The sequence below is a fragment of the Streptomyces sp. AM8-1-1 genome, from assembly GCF_032229325.1.
Lineage (GTDB): Bacteria > Actinomycetota > Actinomycetes > Streptomycetales > Streptomycetaceae > Streptomyces > Streptomyces achmelvichensis.
The window spans coordinates 4,051,286-4,076,956 of sequence record NZ_CP135086.1; the positions used below are offsets into that span (position 1 = coordinate 4,051,286).

22 protein-coding genes and 1 pseudogene are annotated in these 25,671 nt (G+C 70.7%); 8 read left to right on the top strand and 15 right to left on the bottom strand.

Annotated elements, in window-relative coordinates:
• Positions 1-52: 52 nt before the first annotated feature.
• From RPQ07_RS18235 to aspS, 4 genes are all read right to left on the bottom strand, one after another.
• Positions 53-829 (bottom strand): L,D-transpeptidase family protein, encoded by a 777-nt coding sequence (locus RPQ07_RS18235; protein WP_313945221.1) that lies wholly within the window; start codon positions 827-829, stop codon positions 53-55.
• Positions 826-1,656, bottom strand: coding sequence for a hypothetical protein (locus RPQ07_RS18240; RefSeq protein ID WP_313945222.1), 831 nt, complete (start codon positions 1,654-1,656; stop codon positions 826-828). Before RPQ07_RS18240 ends, RPQ07_RS18235 begins: the two co-directional genes overlap by 4 nt.
• Positions 1,643-2,167 carry a SigE family RNA polymerase sigma factor gene (locus tag RPQ07_RS18245; protein WP_313945223.1) on the bottom strand — a complete coding sequence of 175 codons (525 nt, stop codon included), beginning with the start codon at positions 2,165-2,167 and terminating at the stop codon, positions 1,643-1,645. The genes RPQ07_RS18240 and RPQ07_RS18245 overlap by 14 nt, the downstream gene beginning before the upstream one ends.
• Positions 2,168-2,386: 219 nt before the next feature.
• Positions 2,387-4,159 (bottom strand): aspartate--tRNA ligase, encoded by a 1,773-nt coding sequence (gene aspS / locus RPQ07_RS18250; protein WP_313945224.1) that lies wholly within the window; start codon positions 4,157-4,159, stop codon positions 2,387-2,389.
• Positions 4,160-4,354: 195 nt separating this feature from the next.
• Between aspS and RPQ07_RS18255 the strand changes: the two genes are divergently transcribed.
• On the top strand, positions 4,355-6,466 hold the full coding sequence (locus RPQ07_RS18255; protein ID WP_313945225.1) for a SpoIIE family protein phosphatase: 2,112 nt from the start codon (positions 4,355-4,357) through the stop codon (positions 6,464-6,466).
• Here RPQ07_RS18255 and RPQ07_RS18260 read toward each other — a convergent pair.
• The 3 genes from RPQ07_RS18260 to RPQ07_RS18270 form a co-directional block, all read right to left on the bottom strand.
• Positions 6,406-7,485, bottom strand: a complete 1,080-nt coding sequence (locus RPQ07_RS18260) for an AI-2E family transporter (protein ID WP_313945226.1) — start codon at positions 7,483-7,485, stop codon at positions 6,406-6,408. The genes RPQ07_RS18255 and RPQ07_RS18260 overlap by 61 nt on opposite strands.
• A gap of 159 nt (positions 7,486-7,644) precedes the next feature.
• Complete coding sequence (locus RPQ07_RS18265; RefSeq protein ID WP_313945227.1) at positions 7,645-8,601, bottom strand: pirin family protein; 957 nt, start codon at positions 8,599-8,601, stop codon at positions 7,645-7,647.
• A 108-nt stretch (positions 8,602-8,709) separates the two neighbouring features.
• Positions 8,710-9,168, bottom strand: coding sequence for an SseB family protein (locus RPQ07_RS18270; RefSeq protein ID WP_313945228.1), 459 nt, complete (start codon positions 9,166-9,168; stop codon positions 8,710-8,712).
• 143 nt (positions 9,169-9,311) lie between these two features.
• Here RPQ07_RS18270 and RPQ07_RS18275 point away from each other — a divergent pair, with 143 nt between their 5' ends.
• The 3 genes from RPQ07_RS18275 to RPQ07_RS18285 all read left to right on the top strand — a co-directional run bounded on the left by RPQ07_RS18275 (position 9,312) and on the right by RPQ07_RS18285 (position 12,972).
• Entirely contained in the window at positions 9,312-11,138 is a 1,827-nt protein-coding gene (locus RPQ07_RS18275) for an acyl-CoA dehydrogenase (RefSeq protein WP_313945229.1), read from the top strand.
• A gap of 89 nt (positions 11,139-11,227) precedes the next feature.
• Entirely contained in the window at positions 11,228-12,526 is a 1,299-nt protein-coding gene (locus RPQ07_RS18280) for a M18 family aminopeptidase (RefSeq protein ID WP_313945230.1), read from the top strand.
• A 74-nt stretch (positions 12,527-12,600) separates the two neighbouring features.
• A complete protein-coding gene (locus RPQ07_RS18285; protein WP_313945231.1) occupies positions 12,601-12,972 on the top strand; it encodes a hypothetical protein in 372 nt (123 codons plus the stop codon).
• A gap of 171 nt (positions 12,973-13,143) precedes the next feature.
• Here RPQ07_RS18285 and RPQ07_RS18290 read toward each other — a convergent pair whose 3' ends face one another.
• Positions 13,144-14,955: an NHL domain-containing thioredoxin family protein gene (locus RPQ07_RS18290; protein WP_313945232.1), complete on the bottom strand. Its 1,812-nt coding sequence runs from the start codon at positions 14,953-14,955 to the stop codon at positions 13,144-13,146.
• A gap of 187 nt (positions 14,956-15,142) precedes the next feature.
• On the opposite strand from RPQ07_RS18290, the gene RPQ07_RS18295 reads away from it, so the two are divergent.
• Positions 15,143-15,757 carry a hypothetical protein gene (locus RPQ07_RS18295; RefSeq protein WP_313945233.1) on the top strand — a complete coding sequence of 205 codons (615 nt, stop codon included), beginning with the start codon at positions 15,143-15,145 and terminating at the stop codon, positions 15,755-15,757.
• A gap of 81 nt (positions 15,758-15,838) precedes the next feature.
• Positions 15,839-16,333 (top strand): LURP-one-related/scramblase family protein, encoded by a 495-nt coding sequence (locus RPQ07_RS18300; protein WP_313945234.1) that lies wholly within the window; start codon positions 15,839-15,841, stop codon positions 16,331-16,333.
• A gap of 50 nt (positions 16,334-16,383) precedes the next feature.
• On the opposite strand, the pseudogene RPQ07_RS18305 reads toward RPQ07_RS18300, so the two are convergent.
• A pseudogene (locus tag RPQ07_RS18305) lies at positions 16,384-16,601 on the bottom strand (mycodextranase); the annotation flags it as partial.
• Between the two features lie 50 nt (positions 16,602-16,651).
• Positions 16,652-17,452, bottom strand: coding sequence for a carbon-nitrogen family hydrolase (locus RPQ07_RS18310; protein WP_313945235.1), 801 nt, complete (start codon positions 17,450-17,452; stop codon positions 16,652-16,654).
• Between the two features lie 166 nt (positions 17,453-17,618).
• Between RPQ07_RS18310 and RPQ07_RS18315 the strand changes: the two genes are divergently transcribed.
• On the top strand, positions 17,619-18,443 hold the full coding sequence (locus RPQ07_RS18315; protein WP_313945236.1) for a maleylpyruvate isomerase family mycothiol-dependent enzyme: 825 nt from the start codon (positions 17,619-17,621) through the stop codon (positions 18,441-18,443).
• Between the two features lie 167 nt (positions 18,444-18,610).
• Here the strand turns inward: RPQ07_RS18315 and RPQ07_RS18320 are convergent, their stop codons facing one another.
• Both RPQ07_RS18320 and RPQ07_RS18325 read right to left on the bottom strand, forming a co-directional pair.
• Positions 18,611-19,909 carry an MFS transporter gene (locus RPQ07_RS18320; protein WP_313945237.1) on the bottom strand — a complete coding sequence of 433 codons (1,299 nt, stop codon included), beginning with the start codon at positions 19,907-19,909 and terminating at the stop codon, positions 18,611-18,613.
• Complete coding sequence (locus RPQ07_RS18325) at positions 19,906-20,547, bottom strand: GntR family transcriptional regulator (RefSeq protein ID WP_313945238.1); 642 nt, start codon at positions 20,545-20,547, stop codon at positions 19,906-19,908. The genes RPQ07_RS18320 and RPQ07_RS18325 overlap by 4 nt, the downstream gene beginning before the upstream one ends.
• 246 nt (positions 20,548-20,793) lie before the next feature.
• On the opposite strand from RPQ07_RS18325, the gene RPQ07_RS18330 reads away from it, so the two are divergent.
• Positions 20,794-21,717 (top strand): D-alanyl-D-alanine carboxypeptidase family protein, encoded by a 924-nt coding sequence (locus RPQ07_RS18330; RefSeq protein WP_313948939.1) that lies wholly within the window; start codon positions 20,794-20,796, stop codon positions 21,715-21,717.
• A 95-nt stretch (positions 21,718-21,812) separates the two neighbouring features.
• Here the strand turns inward: RPQ07_RS18330 and RPQ07_RS18335 are convergent, their stop codons facing one another.
• Genes RPQ07_RS18335 through pdhA form a run of 3 tightly spaced genes read right to left on the bottom strand, consistent with a single transcriptional unit; the run spans position 21,813 to position 25,440 of the window.
• A complete protein-coding gene (locus RPQ07_RS18335) occupies positions 21,813-23,285 on the bottom strand; it encodes a dihydrolipoamide acetyltransferase family protein (protein ID WP_313945239.1) in 1,473 nt (490 codons plus the stop codon).
• 14 nt (positions 23,286-23,299) lie between these two features.
• On the bottom strand, positions 23,300-24,280 hold the full coding sequence (locus RPQ07_RS18340; protein WP_313945240.1) for an alpha-ketoacid dehydrogenase subunit beta: 981 nt from the start codon (positions 24,278-24,280) through the stop codon (positions 23,300-23,302).
• A gap of 2 nt (positions 24,281-24,282) precedes the next feature.
• On the bottom strand, positions 24,283-25,440 hold the full coding sequence (gene pdhA / locus RPQ07_RS18345; protein WP_313945241.1) for a pyruvate dehydrogenase (acetyl-transferring) E1 component subunit alpha: 1,158 nt from the start codon (positions 25,438-25,440) through the stop codon (positions 24,283-24,285).
• Between the last annotated feature and the right edge of the window lie 231 nt (positions 25,441-25,671).

The window sequence follows — 25,671 nt, forward strand, 5'->3', positions numbered from 1 at the left end:
CGGCACCGCCGGGGCTCAGCGCGTTCCGTCCCCTCCCACGGGTCCCGCGGGTTCAGCGGGCCAGGGACTCGGCGGGTCCCATCACCACGACCGGCCGCCGGTCGGGGTCGAGCTTCTTCAGGAGCTCCTTCATCCGTCCGCGCGGAAGCGACACGCACCCCTGTGTCGCGCCTCCGTGGTCCACGTGGATCCAGATCCCGCCGCCCTTGGACGAGCCGAGCGGGCGGGTCCAGTCCAGCGGGGTCGTGCCGGGCTTGCGGTTGTAGTTGATCGCCACCACGTAGTCGAACGCCCCGGTCAGCGGCTCACCGTCGAAGTTCGTGCCGCGCGCGGTGAAGGCCGGCCCCCGGTCGTAGGGCAGCGCCGTACCCGGGTCGGGCAGCCGGCCGCCCGCGTCCGTGAGGCCGAAGACGCCGATCGGTGACCGTAGATCGTTCTGGCGGTGGTCCTCGGTCCAGCCGCGCAGCGCGTTGTGTGCCGGCCAGGGACCGGCGACGGCCTCCCAGCCGCGGGTGTCGTCGCGCTCGTAGAGGGTGGCGACGGCGCGGTTGGCGTCGCGGGCGCCGCCGGTGACCACGAGTGCCTGGCGGGAGGCCGTGCCGATCCGGGCGCGGGTCGCCGGTCCGATGCCGGGTATCTCCTTCGGCCGTGCGCTCAGCGGCTCGGCCGCCCCCGCTCGGCCGCCCTTGGTGTCCGTGACGGCGGAGGTGTCCGCGGAGGGCGGCGGCCCCGCGGTGACGCCCGCACCACAGCCGGTGAGCACCAGAGAGGCCGCGAGCGCCACTGCCGGGATCACTCCGGTCCGCAGTGGCATGTACGGGCCTTTCATTCCGGGTCCTTCGGCTGCTGTGTCGCGGGCAGGGTGCCGAAGGGCGTCGGTGTGGGCGCGGGGGAGGCCGTCACGCCGCCGAACCGCATGCCGGCCACGATGCGCCGGGCTTCGTCCACCGTTCCCCGGGGTGTGCCGGTGGCGACGCAGAGGGTGACCAGAAGCCCTGCGTCGGGGTCCGGTACGCCGCCGACCAGTGTGCTGTAGGACGTCCGACCGCCGATCTTGCGGCAGGCGGGCGTCACGGTGACCGTGTCGTACAGCTCCGCCGGCTGTCTGGCCTTGGTCCCGAGGCCGGCGCTGCGCTCCATCGTCAGGGTAAGCAACACGCCGCCGGGCCGCAGAACCTCCAGCGGCGGGCAGCCCCGGACGTCCTTGTCCGGGCAGGCCCGGTCGACCGCGCCGGGCAACTGGTTGCCGGCGAACCCCTGAGCCGCCGACTTGAACCGGGGCGCCTCGGGGACCGCCAGCGCCCGCCACCGCTCGGGAAGCCGCAGGGTGAGCGCGGCGAGCTCGGGAAAGGTCACGGCGGTCTCCGGCGCCGCCTTCTGCGCCGCCCTCCCCGAGGGCATCGGTGCGGCGGGGGTCACCTGCCGGGTGCCGTCGTCGCGCAGGAGGTCCGGCGCCAGCGTTCCGGTGAGCACGACGGCGGTGACGGCGACCGCGGTGGCGCCCCCGGTGCGGCGCATACGCCGGCGGCGGGCCATGCGTTCGCGCACCTGCTGGAGCCGTCCTTCGGGCGCGGGCAGATCGGGTGTCGCCCGCTCCAGCAGGACACGGAGTTCCTGCTCCGCGTATTCGGCCTGGTCGCCCTCACGGTCGGGCACGACGCTCACCGCCTTCCACGACGGCCGCGGGCAGCAGCGCCCGCAGGGTCCGCAGGGCCTTCGCGGACTGGCTCTTGACGGTGCCCGGGGCGCAGCCGAGCGTGGCCGCGGTCTCCTCGACGCTCAGATCCTCGAAGTAGCGCAGGACCACCACCGCCCGCTGACGCACCGGCAGCAGGCGTACGGCCGCGGCCAGGGACTGCTCCAGATCGACCCCCGCGTACGCGTCCCACTGCGCGGCCGTGTCGGGGACCACCCCGTGCGGCACCTCGCCCCGCCAGCGCCGGCGCCACCAGGAGGCGTGGGTGTGCACCAGCGCCTTGCGTATGTACGCCTCCGGATGGTCCGCCGCGATTCTGTGCCAGCGCGGCCACACCTTGGCCAGCACCGTCTGCAGCAGGTCCTCGGCGAGATGGGCGTCGCCGGTCAGCAGCCAGGCCATGCGCAGCAGTCGCGGGCCGCGGGCGGCGACGAATTCCTCGAAGTCGCCGTCGTCGCTCTCGGAGCCCATCGCACCGCCACCGTCCTTGCGTTCGGTCTTCCACGTCAGAGGAACGCGCCGGGGTGCCGATCGGGTTGCCCGGGAGTGCCGCTCGTCGAAACACGCTGCGAAAAGCCCTCCCAGCAGCGCCCGGCCGTCCGGGAACGGCGAAGGCCCCGCACCGGATGACCGGTGCGGGGCCTTCGCTTCAGCGCTGCGTGTGCGACTACTTGAGCGCTGCGTGTGCGACTACTCGCCGGGCTTGACGGCCGGCTTGCGGATCTGGAGGTGCAGTTCGCGCAGCCGCGACTCGTCCAGCTCGGTCGGCGCGCCCATCATCAGATCCTGGGCGTTGCCGTTGAGCGGGAAGGCGATCGTCTCGCGGATGTTGGGCTCGTCGGCCAGCAGCATCACGATGCGGTCGACACCCGGGGCGATACCGCCGTGCGGCGGGGCGCCGAGGCGGAAGGCCTTCAGCATGCCCTTGAACTCGTGCTCCACGGTCTCGCGGTCGTAACCGGCGATCTCGAAGGCCTTCAGCATGACCTCGGGCTCGTGGTTCCGGATGGCGCCCGAGGAGAGCTCGATGCCGTTGCAGACGATGTCGTACTGCCAGGCGAGGATGTCGAGCGGGTCCTTCTCCTCCAGGTCCTTCATGCCGCCCTGCGGCATCGAGAAGGGGTTGTGGGAGAAGTCGACCTTGCCGGTCTCCTCGTCCTTCTCGTACATCGGGAAGTCGACGATCCAGCAGAACCGGAAGACGTTCTCCTCGAAGTGGCCGGCGCGCTTGGCGGCCTCGACGCGGACCGCGCCCATGATCTTGGAGACCTCGTCGAAGTCGCCGGCGCCGAAGAAGACGGCGTGGCCGGCCTCCAGGCCGAGGCGCTCGGTGAGGACCTTGACGTCGTCCTCGGTGAGGAACTTGGCGATCGGGCCGGACAGCGAGCCGTCCTCGCCCACGCGGACCCAGGCGAGGCCCTTGGCGCCGTGCTCGACCGCGTACTCGCCGAGGCCGTCGAAGAACTTCCGCGACTGGCCGGCCACGTCCGGCACCGGCAGGGCGCGCACGTGCTTGCCGGCGAAGGCCTTGAAGTCGGAGCCCGCGAAGACGTCGGTGATGTCGACCAGTTCGAGCTGCGCGCGCAGGTCGGGCTTGTCGTTGCCGTACTTGAGCATCGACTCGCGGAACGGGATGCGCGGGAACGGCGAGGTGACGTGCCGGCCGCCGCCGAACTCCTCGAAGAGCTCGGTCATCAGCTTCTCGATCGGCTGGAAGACGTCCTCCTGCTCGACGAAGCTCATCTCCAGGTCGAGCTGGTAGAACTCGCCGGGCGAGCGGTCGGCGCGGGCGTCCTCGTCGCGGAAGCAGGGCGCGATCTGGAAGTAGCGGTCGAAGCCGGAGACCATCAGCAGCTGCTTGAACTGCTGCGGCGCCTGCGGCAGCGCGTAGAACCGGCCGGGGTGCAGCCGGGAGGGCACCACGAAGTCCCGTGCGCCCTCGGGGGAGGTCGCGGTCAGGATCGGGGTCGCCATCTCGTTGAAGCCGAGGGCCACCATCTTCTGGCGGATCGAGGCGATGACGGCGGAGCGCAGCATGATGTTGCGGTGCATGCGCTCGCGGCGCAGGTCGAGGAAGCGGTACTCCAGACGCCGCTCCTCGTTGACGCCGTCGTCGGCGTTGATCGTGAACGGGATCTGCTGGGCCGCGCCCAGCACCTCGACCTCGGAGACCTCGATCTCGACCTCACCGGTGGGCAGGTCGGGGTTGACGTTGTCGGCACCGCGCGCGGAGACCTTGCCGTCGACACGGACGACGGTCTCCTTGGTCAGCTTCGACAGCGCCTCGTTGGCCGGGGTGCCGGGGCGGGCCACGAGCTGCGTGATGCCGTAGTGGTCGCGCAGATCGATGAAGAGGATGCCACCCAGGTCTCGGCGATTGTGCAGCCAGCCGCTCAGCCGGACGTCGGTACCGACGTCAGAGGCGCGGAGCTCGCCGCAGGTGTGGGACCTGTACCGATGCATCGTCGTTCATCCAGTCTTAGCGATTCGGGGGTGGCCGGGCCCGTCAAGGTTACCGCCCGGCCCCCCTTCGCCTCATTGGCATATACATGCCCCGCTTGGCCGCTCCTCGGACCGCCCTGCCGCCGTAGATCATCGGCCGTCCGGCCCCCGCCCCCCGGGACGTCATCGGACCGAAGATCGGAATAAAGTGAGGCAATGCGCACCGAGGACGTCCTGGCCGCGATCGCGACCGGCCTGTGGCGGTGGGACAACGCATCCGGGACCGTCACCCTCGACGCGGGGGCCGCCCGGCTGCTCGAGCTGCCCGCCGAGTCCGGTACGTACCCCGAGGGCACCGTGCGCTCCCGGTTCCACCCCGTCGACTGGAACGAGATCAACGGCGTCGTCAGCCTCGCCATCGCCGAGGGGACGCTCGCCGAGGGCCGGCTGCGGATCGTCGACGAGGCCGGCCGGGTGCTCCGTACCGTCCGCAGCCGCTCCAGACCCATCGCCCAGGAGGGCGGCTACCTGCTGATCGGCATGCTCCAGGAGGTCGCGGAGCCGACGGAGGGCACCGCGGCGCAGACCGCCATCACCGGTGACTGGCGGCGCTCCCGCGAGGCGTTCCTGCTGGACGCGGGCCGCGCCCTGGCCGAGGCCCGCTCCACCGCGGAGGTCCTGCGGGTCGCCGCCTCCCTCTCGATGCCGGGATTCTCGCCGGACGGGCTCGCGGTCTTCGGTGTCACGGGGGACCGGCTCACGATCATCGGCCACCACGGGCACCAGGCGGACGACGACCACCCCTTCCTCGACATGTCGGTGGACACGGACTATCCGGCCGCCGAAGTGGTGCGCACCGGCCGGGCCGCGTATCTGCCCACCCCTGCGGAGTACCGCCGCCGTTACCCCACCACCTGGCCGCTCGCCGAGCGCTTCGGCCGCCAGTCCTGGGCCTTCCTGCCGCTGATCGTCGCCGGGCGCACGATCGGCGCCTGGATGGCGGCGTTCAAGCACCGGGTGGCCTTCACCCCCGACGAGCGGTCCGTGCTCACCACCGTCGCCCGCATGCTGGCGCAGGCGCTCGCCCGCGCGGGTGTCGCCGACTCGGAGCGCGAGCTGTCGCTGGGCCTCCAGCGCTCGATGATGCCGGTGCTCGGGCCCGCGATCCCCGGGATGTCGGTGGCCGCCCGGTACGTGCCCACCGGCGGCGGCCTCCAGGTCGGCGGCGACTGGTACGACATGATCCCCCTGCCGTCGGGCCGGATGGCGCTGGTGATCGGCGACGTCCAGGGCCACGACGTGCGCGCCGCGGGGCTGATGGGCCAGCTGCGGATCGCGCTGCGCGCCTACGCCTCCGAGGGGCACCGGCCGGACGCGGTGCTCTCCCGGGCCTCCCGCTTTCTGCACGGCATCACGGACACCTACGACGAGGAGGACCACTCCAGCCCGCGGTTCGCCACCTGCCTCTATCTGGAGGCCGATCCGTCGACCGGCCGCATCGAGATCGCCCGCGCCGGCCACCCGGAACCGGCCGTCAGGATGGCCGACGGCACGGTGCTGATGCGGCCCACCGACGGCGGGCTGCCGCTGGGCATCGATCCGGACACCTACTACCCGACGACCAGCTTCACGCTGCAGGCCGGCGAGACGATGATGATCTGCACCGACGGGCTCATCGAGACGGGCGGGCACGATCTGGACACCGGGTGGGCCCGGCTGCGCACGGTCCTGGAGAGCGACGAGTCCGGGTCGCTGGAGGAGCTCGCCGACCAGCTGGTCCAGGCGGTGCACGGCCCCGGCTCCCACTACACCACCGGCCCGCTCGCCGACCGGCGCGAGGACGACATCGCCGTCCTGCTGATCTCCCGCGACGGATCGCCCGACCGCGAGGCGGCGCGGCGCACCGCGATGAGCGTGGCCCAGGCGGAGCCCGAACGGATCGCGGTGGCCCGCCGGCAGTTGCGGGAGATGCTGCACGACTGGGCGGACGCGGAGCAGGTCGACTCCGCGGTGCTGATGGTCTCGGAGATGGTGACCAATGTGCTCGTCCACACGGACGGGAACGCCCTGCTGCTCGCGGAGGTCGTCGGCCGGGACAGCACCCGCCGGCTGCGGGTGGAGGTCACCGACTCCAGCGACGAACTCCCGCACAAGCGCCGCCCCGGCGAACTGGCCTCCTCCGGGCGGGGCCTGCTGTTGATGGAGATGCTCGCGGACGCGTGGGGGGTGGACCCGCGGGGCGAGGGGAAGTCGATCTGGTTCGAGCTCTACGAGTCCTCGGCGTCCGGCGAGGTGCCGCCCGCCGGGCCGGAGCCCGACGCCGCGTAGCGGGTGCGCAGCTCCCCGATCACCCCGAACGCGGCGGCCGTGACCGGCACGGCGAGCAGCATCCCGAGAATGCCGGCGACGCCCGCTCCGGCGGTGATCGCCAGCATGACGACGGCCGGGTGCATCTGCACCGTACGGCTCTGGATCACGGGCTGGAGCACATGGCCCTCCATCACCTGGACGGCCAGCACCACCCCGAGCACCCACAGCGCGATCACGAAACCGCGGTCGGCGAGCGCCACGAGCACGGCGACCGTGCCGGAGAGGAAGGCCCCGAGGTACGGGATGTAGGCCCCGACGAAGACGAGGGCGCCGAGGCCCATCGCTCCCGGCACCCGCAGGATCAGCAGTCCGACGGTGATGCACAGCGCGTCGATCAGCGCGATGAACGTGGTGCCCCGCATGAAGCCCGCGACGGCCTCGAAGGCCCGCCGCCCCATGGCCTCGGCGGCGTCTCCGCTCGATCCGGGCACCAGGGAGCGCACCAGTCCGACGGCCTTGTGGGAGTCCCGCAGAAAGAAGAAGATCAGCAGCAGGGCGAGGACGGCGGTGGCGATCAGTTCGGCCACCACGCTCAGTCCGCTGATGACGCCGGACGCGGCGGTGCTGCCGAACTTCCCCAGCAGCTCCCGGGCGTTGGCGGCGAGATCGTCGAGCGATGTCCCGGCGGCCCCCAGAAGGCCCGCCAGGTCCCTGGCCGCCTGCCGCACCGAGGCCACGATCTGGTCGCCGGTCTCGATCAGCGCGCTGACGACGATGTACCCGGCGCCGCCGACGACGGCGACCACGGCGGCACACGTCAGCCCGGCGGCCAGCGAACGGTGCATCTTCATCCGGATGAGCCGCCGGTGCAGCGGCCCCAGCAGGGCCGTTCCGAGCAGGGCGAGCAGGACCGGGGTGACGGCGGCCTGGAAGGTGCTGATCAGCCAGATGAGGACCGCGCCGACCCCCGCCACGAGGAGCGCGACCACGCACCAGGCGGTGACGCGCCGCACGGGCTCGGGCAGAAGGGTCAGCACGCCCCCACCCGATCACAGCCGGACGGCCGCGTCCCGCCGTTCACCGCCAGGCGGGTGACACCCCATCAGGTGGCAGTCGCCGGGAGGCGGAACGGCCCGGACCCCGCCGGGCGGCGTGCGGGAAGCGCACGCCACTCGGCGGGGTCCGGAGGATCGCCCTTACATCCCGTGGACGGCCGGGACGGTGCCGAGGCGGCCCTTCTGGAAGTCCTCGACGGCCTGCTGGAGTTCGGCCTGCGTGTTCATCACGAACGGTCCGTAGTGCGCCATGGGCTCCCGGATCGGACGGCCGCCCAGCAGCACGATCTCCAGGTCCGGGGCGTTCGAGTCCTGGGTCTCGTCCGCGCGCACCGTCAGCGAACCGCCGTCGCCGAAGACCGCGGTCTGCCCGGTGCGGACCGGCCGGCGGTCGGTGCCGACCGTGCCGCGTCCGGCCAGGACGTAGGCGAGGCCGTTGAACTCCTCGCGCCACGGCAGCGTGAGCTGCGCGCCGGGACGCACCGTCGCGTGGATCATCGTGATCGGCGTGTGCGTGATGCCGGGGCCCTCGTGACCGTCGAGCTCACCCGCGATGACGCGCAGCAGCGCACCGCCGTCGGGCGTGCTGAGCAGCTGGACCTGGCCGCCGCGGATGTCCTGGTAGCGGGGGTCCATCATCTTGTCGGCCGCGGGCAGGTTCACCCAGAGCTGGAGCCCGTGGAAGAGCCCGCCGGACATGACGAGCGACTCCGGCGGCGCCTCGATGTGCAGCAGGCCGGAGCCCGCGGTCATCCACTGGGTGTCGCCGCCCTGGATGGTTCCGCCGCCGCCGTTGCTGTCCTGGTGGATGAACGTTCCGTCAATCAGGTAGGTGACGGTCTCGAAGCCGCGGTGCGGGTGCCAGGGCGTTCCCTTGGGCTCGCCCGGCGCGTACTCCACCTCGCCCATCTGGTCCATCATGATGAACGGGTCGAGGTAGCGGTAGTTGATCCCGGCGAACGCACGGCGCACCGGGAAACCCTCCCCCTCGAAGCCGCTGGGCGCGGTGGTCACCGCGAGGACGGGCCGCGGCACGGCGTCCGCGGGTGCGGACACGCGCGGCAGGGTGAGCGGGTTCTCGACAGTCACTGCAGGCATGGGAGGACCTCCTTGTGCGACCACTTTAGTTGAATGATGAACTTCCTGCCACCCGGAACGAGAAACGCCCGGGAGGTATTCCTCCCGGGCGCCGTGCGAGCGGCGTCGTCAGCCGTACATCCGCCGCATCGCGAAGTCGACCATCTGCTCGACGGCCTTCGCGTCGAAGACCATGCGGTGCTCACCCTCCATGTCGAGGACGAAGCCGTACCCCGTGGGCAGCAGGTCGATGACCTCGGCCCCGGTGATCACGAAGTACTTGGACTCCTTGCCCGCGTACCTGCGCAGCTCCTTGAGGGAGGTGAACATCGGAATGACCGGCTGCTGGGTGTTGTGCAGCGCCAGGAACCCCGGATTGTCGCCCCGCGGGCAGTAGACCTTGGAGGTCGCGAAGATCTGCTGGAAGTCCTCCGCGGACAGAGAAGCCGTGGTGAAGGCCCGTACGGCGTCGGCGAGGGACGGCGGCGACGGCTCGGGATACAGCGGCTGCCCGTGCGGCTGTCCCCCATATGGCTGCTGGGGGGCGTACTGCTGCTGAGCGCCCGGGTTCTGGTCATAGCCGTACATGCCCGCAAGAGTAACGAGTCACAGTTCACCCAAGAGGGGTTGCATCTTATTACCGACGGGTAGCATCATCGTAGCTACTTACTGGTACGTGGACGAGAAGTCCGCCGTCCGACCCTTCTCCCGATCCTTACGGAGCCGTCGCCATGGGGCACTACAAGTCGAATCTCCGCGACATCGAGTTCAACCTCTTCGAGGTCCTCGGGCGCGACAAGCTGTACGGCACGGGTCCGTTCGCGGAGATGGACGTCGACACCGCCAAGAGCATCCTGGAGGAGGTCGCCCGGCTCGCCGAGAACGAGCTGGCGGAGTCCTTCGCGGACGCCGACCGCAACCCCCCGGTTTTCGACCCCGAGACCAACACCGCGCCCGTACCGGCGTCCTTCAAGAAGAGCTACCAGGCCTTCATGGACTCCGAGTACTGGCGCCTCGGCCTGCCCGAGGAGATCGGCGGCACCACCGCGCCGCGCTCCCTGATCTGGTCGTACGCGGAGCTGCTGCTGGGCTCCAACCCGGCCATATGGATGTACTCCTCGGGCCCGGCCTTCGCCGGCATCCTCTTCACCGAGGGCAACGAGGCGCAGAAGAAGGTCGCCGAGATCGCCGTCGAGAAGCGCTGGGGATCCACCATGGTCCTCACCGAGCCGGACGCCGGCTCGGACGTGGGCGCCGGCCGCACCAAGGCCGTCGAGCAGGAGGACGGCTCCTGGCACATCGAGGGCGTGAAGCGCTTCATCACCTCCGGTGAGCACGACATGGAGGAGAACATCCTCCACTACGTGCTGGCCCGCCCCGAGGGCGCCGGACCGGGCACCAAGGGCCTGTCCCTCTTCCTGGTCCCGAAGTTCCACTTCGACTGGGAGACCGGCGAGCTGGGCGAGCGCAACGGCGTGTACGCCACGAACGTCGAGCACAAGATGGGCCTCAAGGCGTCCAACACGTGCGAGATCACGTTCGGCGACCAGCACCCCGCCAAGGGCTGGCTGATCGGCGACAAGCACGACGGCATCCGCCAGATGTTCATGATCATCGAGTTCGCCCGGATGATGGTCGGCACGAAGGCCATCGCCACCCTCTCCACCGGCTACCTGAACGCGCTGGAGTACGCCAAGGAGCGCGTCCAGGGCCAGGACCTGGTGAACTTCGCGGACAAGACCGCGCCCAAGGTCACCATCACGCACCACCCCGACGTGCGCCGCTCGCTGATGACGCAGAAGGCGTACGCCGAGGGCATGCGCGCCATGGTCCTCTACACGGCGTCCATCCAGGACGAGATCGCCGCCAAGGAGACCGCGGGCGAGGACACCGCCGCCCTCGTCGCCCTCAACGACCTGCTGCTGCCGATCGTCAAGGGCTACGGCTCCGAGAAGTCCTACGAGCAGCTCGCCCAGTCGCTCCAGACCTTCGGCGGCTCCGGCTACCTCCAGGAGTACCCGGTCGAGCAGTACATCCGGGACGCCAAGATCGACACCCTCTACGAGGGCACCACCGCCATCCAGGGCCAGGACTACTTCTTCCGGAAGATCGTCCGCGACCAGGGCCAGGCGCTGAACGCCCTCTCCGAGGAGATCAAGAAGTTCCTCGCGGTCGGCACCGGCGGCGAGGAGCTGGCCCCGGCCCGCGACGCGCTCGCCAAGGCGGCGGTGGACCTCGAGGCGATCGTCGGCACCATGACGAACGACCTCATCGCCACCGGCGAGGACGTCAAGAACATCTACAAGGTCGGCCTCAACACCACGCGTCTGCTGATGGCCTCCGGCGACGTCGTCGTCGGCTACCTGCTGCTGCGCGGCGCGGCCGTCGCGGCCGAGAAGCTGGAGACCGCGTCGGCCAAGGACGTGGCGTTCTACCGCGGCAAGATCGCGGCCGCGAAGTTCTTCGCCGCCACCATCCTGCCGGGCGTCTCCGCCGAGCGCGCCCTCGCGGAAACCGTTGACCTCTCGCTGATGGACCTTGACGAGGCGTCCTTCTGACGGACCACGCTTCGTGCGGCCCGCTCCCTCCGGGGGGCGGGCCGCTTTCCTCTTTCCGCCCGCCGCGGCGCCCTCGTTAAGGTGGCTCCATGAGCAGCAGCGCCCCCGCCCGCTTCGACCGCGGACACACCGACGACCTCATGTCCTTCCTGACGGCCTCGCCGACGCCGTACCACGCGGTGGCGACCGCGGCCGAACGGCTGGAGAAGGCCGGCTTCCGCCAGGTGCAGGAGACCGACGCCTGGGACGGGACCACCGGTGGCCGGTTCGTGCTCCGCGGCGGCGCGATCATCGCCTGGTTCGTGCCGGAGGGAGCGACCGCGCACACCCCCTTCCGGATCGTCGGCGCCCACACCGACTCCCCGAACCTGCGCGTCAAGCCGCTGCCCGACACCGGTGCGCACGGCTGGCGGCAGGTCGCCGTCGAGGTCTACGGCGGCCCGCTCCTCAACAGCTGGCTCGACCGCGACCTCGGGCTCGCCGGCCGGCTGAGCCTGCGCGACGGGTCCCACCGCCTGGTGAACATCGACCGGCCGCTGCTGCGCGTGCCCCAGCTGGCGATCCACCTCGACCGCTCCGTGCACACCGACGGCCTCAAGCTCGACAAGCAGCGCCACATGCAGCCGATCTGGGGCCTGGGCGACGCCCACGAGGGCGACCTCATCCACTTCCTCGAAGAGGAGGCCGGTCTCACCGAGGGCGACGTCACCGGCTGGGACCTCATGGTGCACTCCGTGGAGCGGCCCGCCTACCTCGGCCGCGACCGCGAACTGCTCGCCGGACCGCGCATGGACAACCTGCTGTCCGTGCACGCGGCCACCGCCGCACTCGCCGCCGTCTCCGCATCGTCCGACCTGCCGTACATCCCCGTACTCGCCGCCTTCGACCACGAGGAGAACGGCTCCCAGTCCGACACCGGCGCCGACGGCCCCCTGCTCGGCACGGTCCTGGAACGCTCGGTCTTCGCCCGCGGCGGCAGCTTCGAGGACAAGGCCCGGGCCTTCGCCGGCACCGTGTGCCTGTCCTCCGACACCGGCCACGCCGTGCACCCCAACTACGCGGAGCGCCACGACCCCACGCACCACCCGCGCGCCAACGGCGGCCCCATCCTCAAGGTCAACGTCAACCAGCGCTACGCCACCGACGGCAGCGGCCGCGCGGTGTTCGCCGCGGCCTGCGAGAAGGCCGGCGTGCCGTGGCAGACGTTCGTGTCGAACAACGCGATGCCGTGCGGCACCACGATCGGCCCCATCACGGCGGCCCGGCACGGCATCCAGACCGTCGACGTCGGTGTGGCGATCCTGTCCATGCACAGCGCGCGGGAACTGTGCGGCTCCGACGACCCCTATCTGCTCGCGAACGCGATCGCGTCGTTCCTGGAGGGCTGAACTCCCGCGCCCCGGCGGCGCGTTCGGCGACCACGAAACATCCGGGAAAGGCCCCGGACGGCACCGTGGTGCCCATGGTTCTGCTCGGTCATGACACGGTCGCCGTCCACCACACCGGCCCCTCGCGCCGCACGCTGCTGCTCGCGCTCGCCTCGGCGGCCGCCGTCCTCGCCACCGGTGCCTGGGTGCTCATCGACCGGCACCACGACCGGCCGCCGTGGGCCGAGGACGTGGCGTACGAATCCGGCTTCCTCCAGGGCAACCGCGTCCGGCAGTACGACCGCACCGGCCAGGAGGTGAAGGACCTCCTGGCCGGCGGGTGCGCACGGCTGCACGCCGAGGGCTGGGGCGGACGCAAGGCGTCGTACGACCCGGGCCTGTGGGTGGCTGGCTGCCTGGACGGCGCGGCCGGCCGACCGGCCTGGCGGCAGGGCCTGTTCCACTAGCCCCATCGCGGCTGGGCGCTGTCCGGAGCCAGTGCCTCGACCAGCAATGTCTGCCCGTCAAGCACTGGGGGTTCCCCACGCCCGCAGGGCGTAGGGGGAGCGTCCGGTGCGTGCGGTCGCAAGACGGCTTGTGGCCAGCGCGGCGTGGGCGCACCTCCCGTACACGAAGGGCTACTGGCGGCCCTCGTCCATCCCCGCCAGGACCAGCGGCAGCCGGGCCGCCCCGTCCGCCGTCACCTTCACCGGGACGCCCCAGTCCTGCTGATGCACATGGCAGGCCGGGTACTCGTTCTCCGGATCGTCGTCGCAGGACGCCGCCATCGCCGAGATGTGCAGCACGCCCTCGCCCACCGCCGGATCGATGTCCAGCTCCCGCGACAGATCGGTCCCGGCGCCCTCGCCGGCCACCAGCAGCTCGGGCGGCGTCGAGGAGACGAGCAGCCGGGTGGAGGGCCCGTAGCGGGTGTCGAGCTTCTGGCCGGCCGGGGCCTGGAAGACCACGTCCAGTCGGAGCGTGCCACCGGCGACCTCGGTCGCCGCACGCTGTGTCCGGTGCGCGACGGCCTCGACCCGTACCGCCTCGTCCGGCAGCCGCAGCCGGGTCAGCCGGTGCCGGGCCGACTCCACCACGACGATGTCGTCACCGACGAGAACGGCCCCTGAGGGCTCCCGCAGATCCGTGGCCAGCGTGCTGACCTCGCCGCTCACCGGGTCGTAGCGGCGCAGCGCGTGGTTGTACGTGTCGCTCACGGCAACCGACCCGTCCGGCAGGGCGGTGACCCCCAACGGGTGCTGGAGGAGGGCCTGGTCCGCCGGCCCGTCCCGGTGCCCGAAGTCGAACAGTCCCGTGCCGACCGCCGTGTGCACCTCGAGATCCGGGTCGATCCAGCGCAGGGCGGACGTCTCCGAGTCGGCGATCCACAGCCGCTCCTCGGTGGCGGCGAGCCCCGACGGCTGCGCGAACCAGGCCTCGGCGGCGGGTCCGTCGACGAGCCCTTCGTTGGTGGTGCCGGCCGCGGCCTCGACGGTCCCGGTCTCCGGGTCGTACGTCCACAGCTGGTGGACGCCCGCCATGGCGATCCACAGCTTCCCGCCCCACCAGGCCACGTCCCACGGCGAGGACAGCGCCACATCGAGCGCGGGACCGCTGGTGGGCGACCCCTGCCACCACTGCCGGCCGGTCCCGGCGAGCGTCTCGAACGCGCCGGTCTCCGGGTCGTACGCACGGATGGTGTGGTTCACGGTGTCGGCTACGGCGACCCGCCCGTCGGGCAGCAGCGCGAGCCCCTGCGGCTCGTTGAGGATCCCGTCCCCGATCCGCCGTACGACGTTCTCCCCGTCGGGCTCCAGCTCGACGAGCTGATCGCGGGTGGAGTCGGAGACGAGGAGGTTCCCGGACGGCAGCAGCACGGCCTTGCCGGGGAAGCGCAGATCGGTGGCGACGGGCTCGGGCGCCACATAGGGCCCGTCCCCGCGCCGCAGCGTCCCCTTGGCCTCGTGCTCGGCCTCCAGCTCCTCGACGAGCCTGGCGATGGCGTGCGCATGCCCCTCACCGGCGTGCTGCGCGACGACGTATCCCTCGGGGTCGATCACGACGAGGGTGGGCCAGGCGCGGACGGCGTACTGCTTCCAGGTGGCGAGCTCGGGATCGTCCAGGACGGGGTGGTGCACCTGGTACCGCTCGACGGCGTCGACGACGGCCTGGTGCTCGGCCTCGTGCACGAACTTGGGCGAGTGGACGCCGATGATCACGACGGTGTCGCGGTGCTTCTCCTCGAGATCGCGGAGTTCGTCGAGGACGTGAAGGCAGTTGATGCAGCAAAATGTCCAAAAGTCCACAACAACGCACTTACCTCGCAGGTCTGCGAGGGTGAGCTCTTTGCCTCCGGTGTTGAGCCAGCCGCCCTTGCCGACCAGTTCAGGGGCACGGACGCGGGCACGCTTGCGGGGCGCGGGGGTGGGCGCCGGGGCGGCATCGTTCATGGTTCAAGCTTGCCACCTGGGTGTGAATGCCGGATTGCAGGCCCACGACAGGGCCTACGACAGGGGGAGAGACGATTGTCTGCGGACGGGAACGAGACGGCTGCCGGTGACGCGGCGACGACGCACGGGTTCATGGCACTGCCCCGGGAGGACGGAGGACGGCCGGGAGGTCTTCGCCAGGAGTCTGGTGGACGTCGTCCGGATCCTCGGTCTCGATGCCGGTCTCCTTGCGGAGCCGGAGCCGGAGCCGGACGGCCGGCGGACATGGGTGCAGCACATCAGGACCGCGTTGCGCAGCGCCTGCCTCCGCGGCCTGACCCTCTCCGAGGAGTCGTTCGACACGTTGGTCAGGGCGGCCGTCCACGATCCCGATCCGAGCTTCAACCGCCAGTTCGTCGAGCCGGCCCTCAACGCATTCGGTCAGCGCCGGGTCCAATCCGCGCTGCTGGCCTATCTGAAGACGGGCACGGACCACGAACGGGCCGGCGCCGCGCGTGCCTGGTACTGGTCGGCCCTGCCCCCGCGGATGCCCCGCGTACGGGCCCAGAACCCCGGAGCGATCGGGCAGCCGGAGCCCGCCGACCGCGCGGCCGTGGTGGCCGAGTGGAACGAGACCGCTCTGCGCGAGTTCGTGAGCAACGAGCATGTGGACGTCCGGCGCTGCATCCTGCCGGGTCTGTCACTGCGGAAGTCCGCCTACCCCGCGGAGTTCCACGGCCTGGTGGACGCGGCGGTGGCGATAGCCCGGTCCCATCCGGACGACTACATCCGCCACCGAGTGGAACACCAGGTCGGCGACTGACGCGACGGGCACGGGCGCCCGAACGCGTGCACGCGCGCCCGGACCCCCATCCATCCTCGCCACCGGGGGTACGCATTCCACATGAAATATCTCGTGCGCGACAAAATCTTCGCGATCGGCGACGACTACTGGATCGAGGACGAGCAGGGCCGTCACGCCTTCCTCGTCGACGGCAAGGCGCTGCGTCTCCGGGACACTCTGGAGCTCAAGGACCCGAACGGCACGATCCTGGTCACGCTCCGCAAGAAGCTGATCAGCCTGCGGGACACCATGACCATCGAGCGCGACGACAGCACCCTCGCCACCATCCGCAGGAAGCGGCTGTCGCTGCTGCGCAATCACTACCGCGTCACCCTCGCCGAGGGCACCGAGCTCGATGTCAGCGGGCGCATCCTCGACCGGGAGTTCGTCGTCGAGTACGAGGGTGAGCTGCTCGCGCACATCTCGCGGCAGTGGTTCCACGTGCGGGAGACGTACGCCGTCAACGTGGTCCGGGAGGACGCGGACGCCGCGCTGATGATCGCCGTGGCCGTGTGTGTGATCCGGATGGCGGAGAAGGAGCGCGAGGAGGACTGAGCGACCGTGCCCCGCACCCGAGGGTTGCGGTGCGGGGCACGGCCGGCCGGTCACCAGGGTGACGAGGCCGGGGGCGGGACCACCGGTGGGCGGTCGTCGCAGGTGATGGTGTTCGGCAGGAGCCAGGGCGCGAGCCGGACGCCGTCGTTGCCGCCGCCGTCGGCGAGGGAGAACTTCGACCGGTGGCGGGGAAGTTGAACGAGCCGCACTTGTTGACGCCGGCCGCGCCAAAGGCCCGCCCCCGGACAGGGACGGGCCTGGCGGCTCCGAGCGCGGAGCCCAGCGGCCCAGTAGCCCAGCGGTCAGCGGTTCAGCGGTTCAGCGCAGGATGTCGGGCGCCACCACACCGAGGCGCCGGTCCTTCAGCACCGGGAACTGGTCCCTCGTCGCCGCCACCTTCGCGGGGTCGAGGTTGACGGTCAGGATCTCCTCGTCCGGCCCCGCCTCGGCGAGCACCTCGCCCCATGGGTCGACCACGATGCTGTGCCCCGCCTGTTCGACGCCCCCATGGGTGCCCGCGGTACCGCAGGCGAGGACGTACGCCTGGTTCTCGACCGCGCGGGCGCGGGCCAGCAGGGTCCAGTGGCCGCGGCGGCGGGCGGGCCAGCCCGCGGGAACGACGAACAGGCCGGCCCCCGCGTCGACCAGGCCCCGGAAGAGCTCGGGGAAGCGCAGGTCGTAACAGGTGGCGAGGCCGATGGTCAGGTCGGGCAGCGCGACCGTCGCCAGGTCCGCGCCCGCGCCCATCATCACCGCCTCGCCCTTGTCGAATCCGAAGCGGTGGATCTTGCGGTAGGTGCCGGCGAGGTCGCCCGCGGGGGAGATGACGAGGGAGGTGTTGTAGAGCGTGCCGTCGGGGTCGCGTTCGACGATCGAACCCGCGTGCAGCCAGACACCCGCGTCCCTCGCGGCTTCGGCCATCACCTCGTACGTCGGCCCGGCAGGTGTCTCGGCCTCGGCCTCGAACGACTGGTACGCGAACGCTCCGACCGGCCACAACTCGGGCAGGACCACCAGATCCGCACCGCGCTGCTCACGAACGAGTGAAGCCGCACGCCGTCTACGGGAATTGACCGTTTCGTCCGGGTCTGCTGCGATCTGGATGAGGGAGGCGCGCACACTACCACCGTCCTGGCATTCGAGCCCTCGGGGCGGGCCTACGATCGTCACACGAAAGCACTGCCGGGGTGACGCTCGGCAGCGTAACTTAACTGCCGAGCCTCCCACGCAGCCCAGCAGTCAGCAGCAGCCCAGCCCGCGTACCGCAGAACCGCCGAGGGGTCCCGTGACCGTCCATCCCAGCCTCCAGACCTACGCCGACGCCTCGACCCACTCCCTTGAAGCGATAGCCGAGCTGGTGCAGCCGCTCGTCGAGGGTGAGTGGAACCGTCCGACGCCGTGCCCCGCCTGGTCGGTGCGTGACCTGGTCTCGCACGTCATCGGCATGGAGTGCGAGATGCTCGGCGATCCCCGGCCGATCCACACACTGCCGCGTGATCTCTACCACGTGCAGAGCGACTTCGCGCGCTACATGGAGATGCAGGTCGATGTGCGGCGCCACCACACGGCCCCGGAGATGACCTCCGAGCTCGAGTACACGATGATCCGGCGCGCCCGCCAGCTGCGCAACGAGACCCGCGGTCCCGACGCGGTGGTCCGCGCGCCGCTGGGCGCCGAGCAGACCCTCGAACTCGCCATGCGGATGCGTGCGTTCGACCTCTGGGTGCACGAGCAGGATCTGCGGGCCGCCATCGGCCGGCCGGGCAACGAGGACTCCCCCGGTGCCTACATCACCCGGGACTGCCTGCTGGAGGCGCTGCCGAAGACGGTCGCCAAGGACGCGGGCGCACCGCCGAACTCGGCGGTTGTCTTCGATGTTCACGGTCCGGTCGAGTTCCTGCGCACGGTCCGGGTGGACGCGGACGGACGCGGAACGGTCGACGGCGCACCCTCGTTGGGGCCCGTCGTGACCCTGGCCATGGACTGGGAGACGTACCACCGGCTGGCCTGCGGCCGCATGCGGGCGACGGCGGCGGCGGACCGGGTGAAGGTGGACGGCGACCAGGATCTGGCCACCGCGATCCTGCGGGAGTTCGCGGTCACGCCCTGACGCTCGGGCGGTGCGACCGAGGTCGAGGAACGCCCGGGACCCTGCCGGCCACCGCGCCGGTCCACCCGGGCACGCGGTCCGCGGCAGTGCGGTCGGGGAAGTGCGGTCGCGGAAGTGCGGCTCGAGGCAGTGCCGTCCGGGGCACGCAGCGCCCAGCCCGGTGGTCCCTACGCCGGGACGTGCACCGCCTCCACCCTGCTCGCCACCAGCCGCTCCCGTTCCCGGCGCGCTGTACGCGCCCGCAGGCGCAGGATCTGGGTGATCCCCAGCGCCTCCAGCACGAACACGGAGGAGAACGCGATCCGGTAGTTGTCGCCGGTCGCGTCCAGCAGCACGCCCACGGCGAGCAGTGTCGTCATCGACGCCACGAAGCCGCCCATGTTGACGATCCCGGACGCCGTGCCCTGCCGCTGGGGCGGGTTCGCCGGCCGGGCGAAGTCGAAGCCGATCATCGACGCCGGCCCACAGGCGCCGAGCACGGCGCAGAGTGTGATCAGCAGCCACATCGGGGCGTGGTCGCCGGGGTGGACGAGCGTGGCGGCCCACAGAAGCGCGGTCGCACCGACGGTGCCGAGCGCGAGCGGCGCACGCGCCGCGTGGTGGCGGGCGATGATCTGCCCGTACACCAGCCCCACCGCCATGTTGGAGAGCACGACCAGGGTCAGCAGCGAGCCGGCCGTCTCCCGGGACAGGCCCTGGGCCTCGACCAGGAAGGGCATTCCCCACAGCAGCAGGAACACCATGGCGGGGAACTGGGTGGTGAAGTGCACCCACATACCGAGCCGGGTGCCGGGCTCGCGCCAGGACAGGGCGATCTGTTTGCGGACGAACGCGGCTCCCGCGTGCTGCGCGGGCGGCGGTTCGTGGCCCTCGGGGTGGTCCTTGAGGAAGACCAGCATCAGCACGAGGACCAGCACGCCGGCCCCGGCGCTGCCCGCGAAGGTGGCGGTCCAGCCCATGCCGTGCAGCATGCGGGCGATGACGAGGGTGGAGACGAGATTGCCGGCCATCCCGAAGAGCGCGGCGACCTGTCCGATGAGGGGTCCGCGCCGGGCGGGGAACCAGCGGCTGCCGAGCCGCAGCACGCTGATGAAGGTCATCGCGTCGCCGCAGCCGAGCAGGGCGCGGGCGGCGAGCGCCGTGCCGTACGAGGGGGCCAGCGCGAAGCCCAGCTGTCCGACGGTGAACAGCACGACGCCGAGCGTCAGGACCTTCTTGGTGCCGAGCCGGTCGACCATCAGGCCGACGGGTATCTGCATGCCGGCGTAGACCAGCAGCTGGAGTATGGAGAAGGTGGACAGCGCCGAGGCGTTGACATCGAAGCGGTCGGCGGCGTCGAGGCCGGCGACGCCGAGGGAGGTCCGGAAGATGACGGCGACGAAGTAGACGGCGACGCCGATGCCCCACACGGCGGCGGCCCGGCGGCCGCCCGGAGGGTCTCCCGGCAGCGCGGCGTGGGTCGTCATCGGACCTCGCCCCGCGCCAGGTTGCTGAACCAGCCGACGTGCCGGTGGACGAGGGCCGCGGCCCGGTCCGGGTCGCCGGCCCGCAGGGCTTCCAGGATCTCGCTGTGCTCGGCGACGTTCTTGGTGATCCTGTCGGGATGGGCGTGCATCACGGCGACGCCCATCCGCAGCTGCCGGTCGCGGAGTTGGTCGTAGAGGCGGGACAGGATCTCGTTGCCGCCGCTGCGGACGATCTCGGCGTGGAAGCACCGGTCGGTGACCGCCACCGCCGCCAAGTCGCCCTCCTGGACCTGCCGTTTCTGCTGCTCCAGGAGCTCTTCGAGACGGGCGAGCAGCTGCGGCGGGGCGGGCACGGCCTTGCGGGCTGCGTGCTCCTCGACGAGCAGCCGGGTCTCCACCACGTCGGCGATCTCCTGCGCGGAGACGGCGAGGACGAGGGCGCCCTTCTTCGGGTAGAGCTTGATCAGCCCTTCGACCTCCAGCTTGAGGAGGGCCTCACGGACGGGCGTGCGGGACACCCCTACGGCGTCGGCCAGTTCGCCCTCGGTGAGAAGGGTCCCGCCCTCGTAGCGGCGGTCGAGGACTGCCTGCTTGACGTGGGTGTAGACGCGGTCGGCGGCGGGGGCTGCGGCAGGCATGCGCACAGCTTAGATACAAGACAGGTGCATCAGAAAGCCATGTCCACGATGCAGGACGGACAGCCGGGACGGGTGAGCACCGTCAAGCACAGCCAAAAAAGTCCGACAAGATGCACACACGACTACATCCTTCGGGGCCGGTCACGAGTCTCGTAACGGGACCCTCTTTTCGCCGTGTCCCCTTCGGACTTGTTTAGACGCATTTGCGAACTCGGAGCGTTTTCTGTGATATCGAGCCACAAGGGCCTGCGCAGAGCAGCCACGCTCGCTCTCGCGAGCGGTCTGCTGCTGACGGCTTCACCCCTCGCCGCACCCGCGCAAGCCGCGCAGCCGATCCCGTCCATCACCGCCAAGGGCGGTTTCCTGCTCGACCAGCTCGACGCCAAGCCGATCTACGGCAAGGCCAACAACACCCGCCGGCAGATGGCGAGCACCACGAAGCTCGTGACCGCCATCACGGTTCTCACGATCAAGGGCGTGGACCTCAACAAGAAGGTCACCGTCAAGCAGGTGTACCGCGACTACGTTGTCAAGCAGGGCGCGAGCACCGCGGACCTGCGCACCGGCGACAAGCTGACGGTCCGCCAGCTGCTCTCCGCCATGATGCTGCCGTCCGGCTGCGACGCCGCGTACGCCCTCGCCGACACCTACGGCACGGGGACGACGACCGCCGCCCGCACCGCCTCGTTCATCGGCAAGATGAACGCCAAGGCCAAGCAACTGGGTCTGGTCAACACCAAGTTCGACTCGTTCGACGGCATCTCCGCCAAGGGCAACAACTACACGACCCCGTGGGACCTGGCGAAGCTCGCCCGCCACGCGGTGAGCAGCTCCGTCTTCCGTGACGTGGTCAAGGCGACGTCGTACAAGACCACGGCGACGACGAGCACCGGCGGCACCCGCACGTACACCTGGTACAACACCAACACCCTGCTCGGCTCGTACAGCGGCGCCATCGGTGTGAAGACCGGTACCGGCACGGCTGCCGGCCCCTGCCTCGTCTTCGCCGCCACCCGCGGCACCAAGACGTACGTCGGCGTCGTCCTCGGCAGCTCCAGCGTCGCCGAGCGCACCAAGGACGCGGCGAAGCTGCTGGACTTCGGCTTCGGCTCCACCACCGCCAAGACGATGAAGGTGCGTTCGCTCCCGGCCGGCGCGCAGCGCGACTGATCCACCGGACCCACCGGTGAACCGAACGAGGTCCCGTGACGCCTGGCGTCACGGGACCTCGTCGTTCAGCACCGGTCAGAGCCGGTACGGGCCGATCAGGCCCAGGTGATCAGCCGCTTCGGGTTCTCCAGGACCGCCGCGACATCCGCGAGCACCTTGGAGCCCAGCTCGCCGTCGACCAGACGGTGGTCGAAGGAGAGCGCGAGCGTGGTGACCTGACGGGGCTTGACCTTGCCCTTGTGGACCCACGGCTGGAGCTTGATCGCACCGACCGCCAGAATCGCGGACTCGCCGGGGTTGAGGATCGGCGTACCGGTGTCGACGCCGAAGACGCCGACGTTGGTGATGGTCACCGTGCCGCCCTGCATCGCCGCCGGGGTGGTCTTCCCCTCACGGGCGGTGGCGACCAGCTCGCCCAGCGCCTGCGCCAGTTCGGGCAGGGTCTTGTCGTGCGCGTCCTTGATGTTCGGCACGATCAGTCCGCGCGGGGTGGCCGCCGCGATGCCCAGATTCACGTAGTGCTTCTGAACGATCTCCTGGCCCGCCTCGTCCCAGGCGGCGTTGACGCCGGGGTTGCGCTTGATCGCGACCAGCAGCGCCTTGGCGATCAGCAGCAGCGGGTTGACCCGCAGCCCGGCCATGTCCTTGTCGGCCTTGAGTTCGTCGACGAGCTTCATGGTCCGCGTCACGTCGAGGGTGATGAACTCCGTGACGTGCGGAGCCGTGAACGCGCTGCCGACCATCGCGGACGCGGTGGCCTTGCGCACCCCCTTGATCGGGATGCGCGTCTCCCGCGCACCGGCCGCGACCGGCGCGGGCACCGCGGCGGCGGCCACGGGCTCGGGGGCCGGAGCGGGCGCCGGGGCCTGCGCGGGCGCAGCCGCCGGGGCGGCCGCCGCGTGGACGTCCTCCCGGGTGATGATGCCGTCCGGTCCGGTCGGGGTGACCGTCGCCAGATCGATGCCCAGGTCCTTGGCGAGCTTGCGGACCGGGGGCTTGGCCAGCGGGCGGGGCAGTGCGGCGGTGCCGCCGTGCCCGTTCATCTCGGCCTGGATCGCGGCGGCGGGGCTCTGCGGCGCCGCGGCCTGCGGCTGGTGCGAGCCCGCACCCTCGGCGGCGGGCTGGGCCGGTACGCCCTGCCCGGCGCCCGGCTTGCGCGGGCGGCGCTTGGAGGAGGTCTCGGCGACGCCGTAGCCGACGAGGACCGGCTGGCGTCCCTTGGGAGCCTCCTCCTCGGCGGCGGGCGCGACCGGCGCGGCCTCCGTCTGTGCCGCGGGCTGGTCGTCCGGGGCCGCGTCACCGCCGCCGGGCGCCACGTCGATCGTGATGATCGAGGTGCCGACGTCGACCGTCGTGCCCTCCTCGAAGCGCAGGGCGTGCACGATCCCGTCGTACGGGATGGGCAGCTCGACGGCCGCCTTCGCCGTCTCGACCTCGCACACCACCTGGCCGTCGGTCACCGTGTCGCCGGGCTGCACGTACCACTTGAGGATCTCCGCCTCGGTGAGTCCCTCGCCCACGTCGGGCATCTTGAACTCGCGGAAGCGAAGCGAAGTGTCTTGAGTCATGGTCACGGCACTCCTCAGTACGCGAGCGAGCGGTCGACGGCGTCCAGCACCCGGTCAAGACCCGGGAGGTACTCCTCCTCGAGCCGCGCCGGCGGATACGGCGCATGGAACCCGCCGACCCTGAGCACCGGAGCCTCCAGGTGGTAGAAGCACCGCTCGGTGATGCGAGCGGCGATCTCCGCGCCGGAGCCGTAGAAGACGGGGGCCTCGTGCACCACGACCAGCCGGCGGGTCTTCTCGACCGACGTCTGGATGGTGTCGAAGTCGATGGGCGACATCGATCGCAGGTCCAGGACCTCGATGGACTTGCCCTCCTCCTCCGCGGCGGCCGCGGCCTCGACGCAGACCTTCACCATCGGGCCGTACGCGGCCAGTGTGAGGTCGGTGCCGGTCCGCAGGACACGGGCGGTGTGGAGGGGTCCGGGGATCGCCTCGGTGTCGACCTCGCTCTTGTCCCAGTAACGGCGCTTGGGCTCGAAGAAGATGACCGGGTCGTCGCTCTGGATGGCCTGCTGCATCATCCAGTAGGCGTCGGAGGAGTTCGACGGCGAGATCACCTTGAGGCCCGCCACATGGGCGAAGAGCGCCTCGGGGGACTCGGAGTGGTGCTCGACCGCGCCGATGCCGCCGCCGTAGGGAATGCGGATGACGACCGGCATCTTGATCTTGCCGAGCGCGCGGGCGTGCATCTTCGCGAGCTGGGTGACGATCTGGTCGTACGCCGGGAAGACGAAGCCGTCGAACTGGATCTCCACGACGGGCCGGTAGCCGCGCAGCGCAAGACCGATCGCCGTGCCGACGATGCCGGACTCGGCGAGCGGGGTGTCGATCACCCGCTCCTCGCCGAAGTCCTTCTGCAGTCCGTCGGTGACCCGGAAGACACCGCCGAGCTTGCCGACGTCCTCACCCATGATCAGGACCTTGGGGTCGGTCTCCAGGGCCTTGCGCAGCGATTCGTTGATCGCTTTGGCGAGGGGAAGTTTGGTGGCGGCCATGATCAGTTGCCCTCCTCGGCGAAGGACGCCTGGTACGCGAGGAACTGAGCGCGCTCCTCGTCGACGAGGGCGTGCCCGTCTGCGTAGACATTCTCGAAGATCGCCAGGTCGTCCGGGTCGGGCATGGCCCGCACCGCCTCACGGACCCGCTTGCCGAGCGTCTCGCTCTCCTCCTCCAGGGAGGTGAAGAAGGCTTCGGCCTCGTTCTTGTCGAGAACGGCGTTCTCCAGATACGTACGGAGCCGCAGGATCGGGTCCTTCGCCTCCCACGCCTGGCGCTCCTCGTCGGCCCGGTACTTCGTCGGGTCGTCCGAGGTGGTGTGCGCGCCCATGCGGTAGGTGAACGCCTCGACCAGGGTCGGGCCCTCGCCGCGGCGGGCGCGCTCCAGCGCGGACCGGGTCACGGCCAGGCAGGCGAGCACGTCGTTGCCGTCGACGCGGATACCGGGGAAGCCGAAGCCCTGGGCGCGCTGGTAGAGCGGCACCCGGGTCTGCTTCTCGGTCGGCTCCGAGATCGCCCACTGGTTGTTCTGGCAGAAGAACACCACGGGAGCGTTGTAGACCGCGGAGAAGGTGAACGATTCCGCGACGTCGCCCTGGCTGGACGCGCCGTCACCGAAGTACGCGATCACGGCCGAGTCGGCACCGTCCTTGGCCACGCCCATCGCGTAGCCGGTGGCGTGCAGCGTCTGCGAGCCGATGACGATCGTGTACAGGTGGAAGTTGTTGGTGTTCGGGTCCCACCCACCGTGGTTCACACCGCGGAACATGCCGAGCAGATTGGTGGGGTCGACACCGCGGCACCAGGCGACACCGTGCTCGCGGTAGGTCGGGAAGACGTAGTCGTCGTCGCGCAGCGCGCGACCCGACCCGATCTGTGCGGCCTCCTGGCCCAGCAGTGATGCCCACAGCCCGAGCTCTCCCTGCCTCTGCAGGGAGGTGGCCTCGGCGTCGAAGCGGCGCGTGAGAACCATGTCGCGGTACAGGCCGCGCAGCTCCTCGGGCGTCAGATCGATGCTGTACTCAGGGTGCTCGATCCGCTCGCCCTCGGGCGTCAGCAGCTGTACGAGCTGGGGCTCCGAGCCCTGTGGCTTCTTCGCGGCGCTGACGCGCTTGCTGCTGCGTCGCGGTTTGCGCGCGGCAGTGCTCTCCACGGTCACGTGCGTGCTCCTCCGTCGGTCCGGCCCCCGGGTTCGCCGGGTAAACCAGTGCGGCTCGCCTGATTCCAGTACCCGTGCACGGGGTGGGTGCGACGCAGCCGGGAACAGGCGTGACAGGTGCCCCGGCGAGCGCCCTGCCAAAGGCACGTTACCCAGTGGGCCGCATTACTGCGAAACCCCATTTGACCTGCGATTTTGCTTGGATATCCAAGTAAATCGCGAAATACGGGA

Bases quoted from the DNA above. Each gene is read 5' to 3' on its own strand.
- RPQ07_RS18235 (WP_313945221.1), bottom strand. From the start codon at position 829: ATGAAAGGCCCGTACATGCCACTGCGGACCGGAGTGATCCCGGCAGTG.
- RPQ07_RS18245 (WP_313945223.1), bottom strand. From the start codon at position 2,167: ATGGGCTCCGAGAGCGACGACGGCGACTTCGAGGAATTCGTCGCCGCC.
- aspS (WP_313945224.1), bottom strand. From the start codon at position 4,159: ATGCATCGGTACAGGTCCCACACCTGCGGCGAGCTCCGCGCCTCTGAC.
- RPQ07_RS18255 (WP_313945225.1), top strand. From the start codon at position 4,355: ATGCGCACCGAGGACGTCCTGGCCGCGATCGCGACCGGCCTGTGGCGG.
- RPQ07_RS18265 (WP_313945227.1), bottom strand. From the start codon at position 8,601: ATGCCTGCAGTGACTGTCGAGAACCCGCTCACCCTGCCGCGCGTGTCC.
- RPQ07_RS18270 (WP_313945228.1), bottom strand. From the start codon at position 9,168: ATGTACGGCTATGACCAGAACCCGGGCGCTCAGCAGCAGTACGCCCCC.
- RPQ07_RS18275 (WP_313945229.1), top strand. From the start codon at position 9,312: ATGGGGCACTACAAGTCGAATCTCCGCGACATCGAGTTCAACCTCTTC.
- RPQ07_RS18280 (WP_313945230.1), top strand. From the start codon at position 11,228: ATGAGCAGCAGCGCCCCCGCCCGCTTCGACCGCGGACACACCGACGAC.
- RPQ07_RS18285 (WP_313945231.1), top strand. From the start codon at position 12,601: ATGGTTCTGCTCGGTCATGACACGGTCGCCGTCCACCACACCGGCCCC.
- RPQ07_RS18290 (WP_313945232.1), bottom strand. From the start codon at position 14,955: ATGAACGATGCCGCCCCGGCGCCCACCCCCGCGCCCCGCAAGCGTGCC.
- RPQ07_RS18300 (WP_313945234.1), top strand. From the start codon at position 15,839: ATGAAATATCTCGTGCGCGACAAAATCTTCGCGATCGGCGACGACTAC.
- RPQ07_RS18320 (WP_313945237.1), bottom strand. From the start codon at position 19,909: ATGACGACCCACGCCGCGCTGCCGGGAGACCCTCCGGGCGGCCGCCGG.
- RPQ07_RS18325 (WP_313945238.1), bottom strand. From the start codon at position 20,547: ATGCCTGCCGCAGCCCCCGCCGCCGACCGCGTCTACACCCACGTCAAG.
- RPQ07_RS18335 (WP_313945239.1), bottom strand. From the start codon at position 23,285: ATGACTCAAGACACTTCGCTTCGCTTCCGCGAGTTCAAGATGCCCGAC.
- RPQ07_RS18340 (WP_313945240.1), bottom strand. From the start codon at position 24,280: ATGGCCGCCACCAAACTTCCCCTCGCCAAAGCGATCAACGAATCGCTG.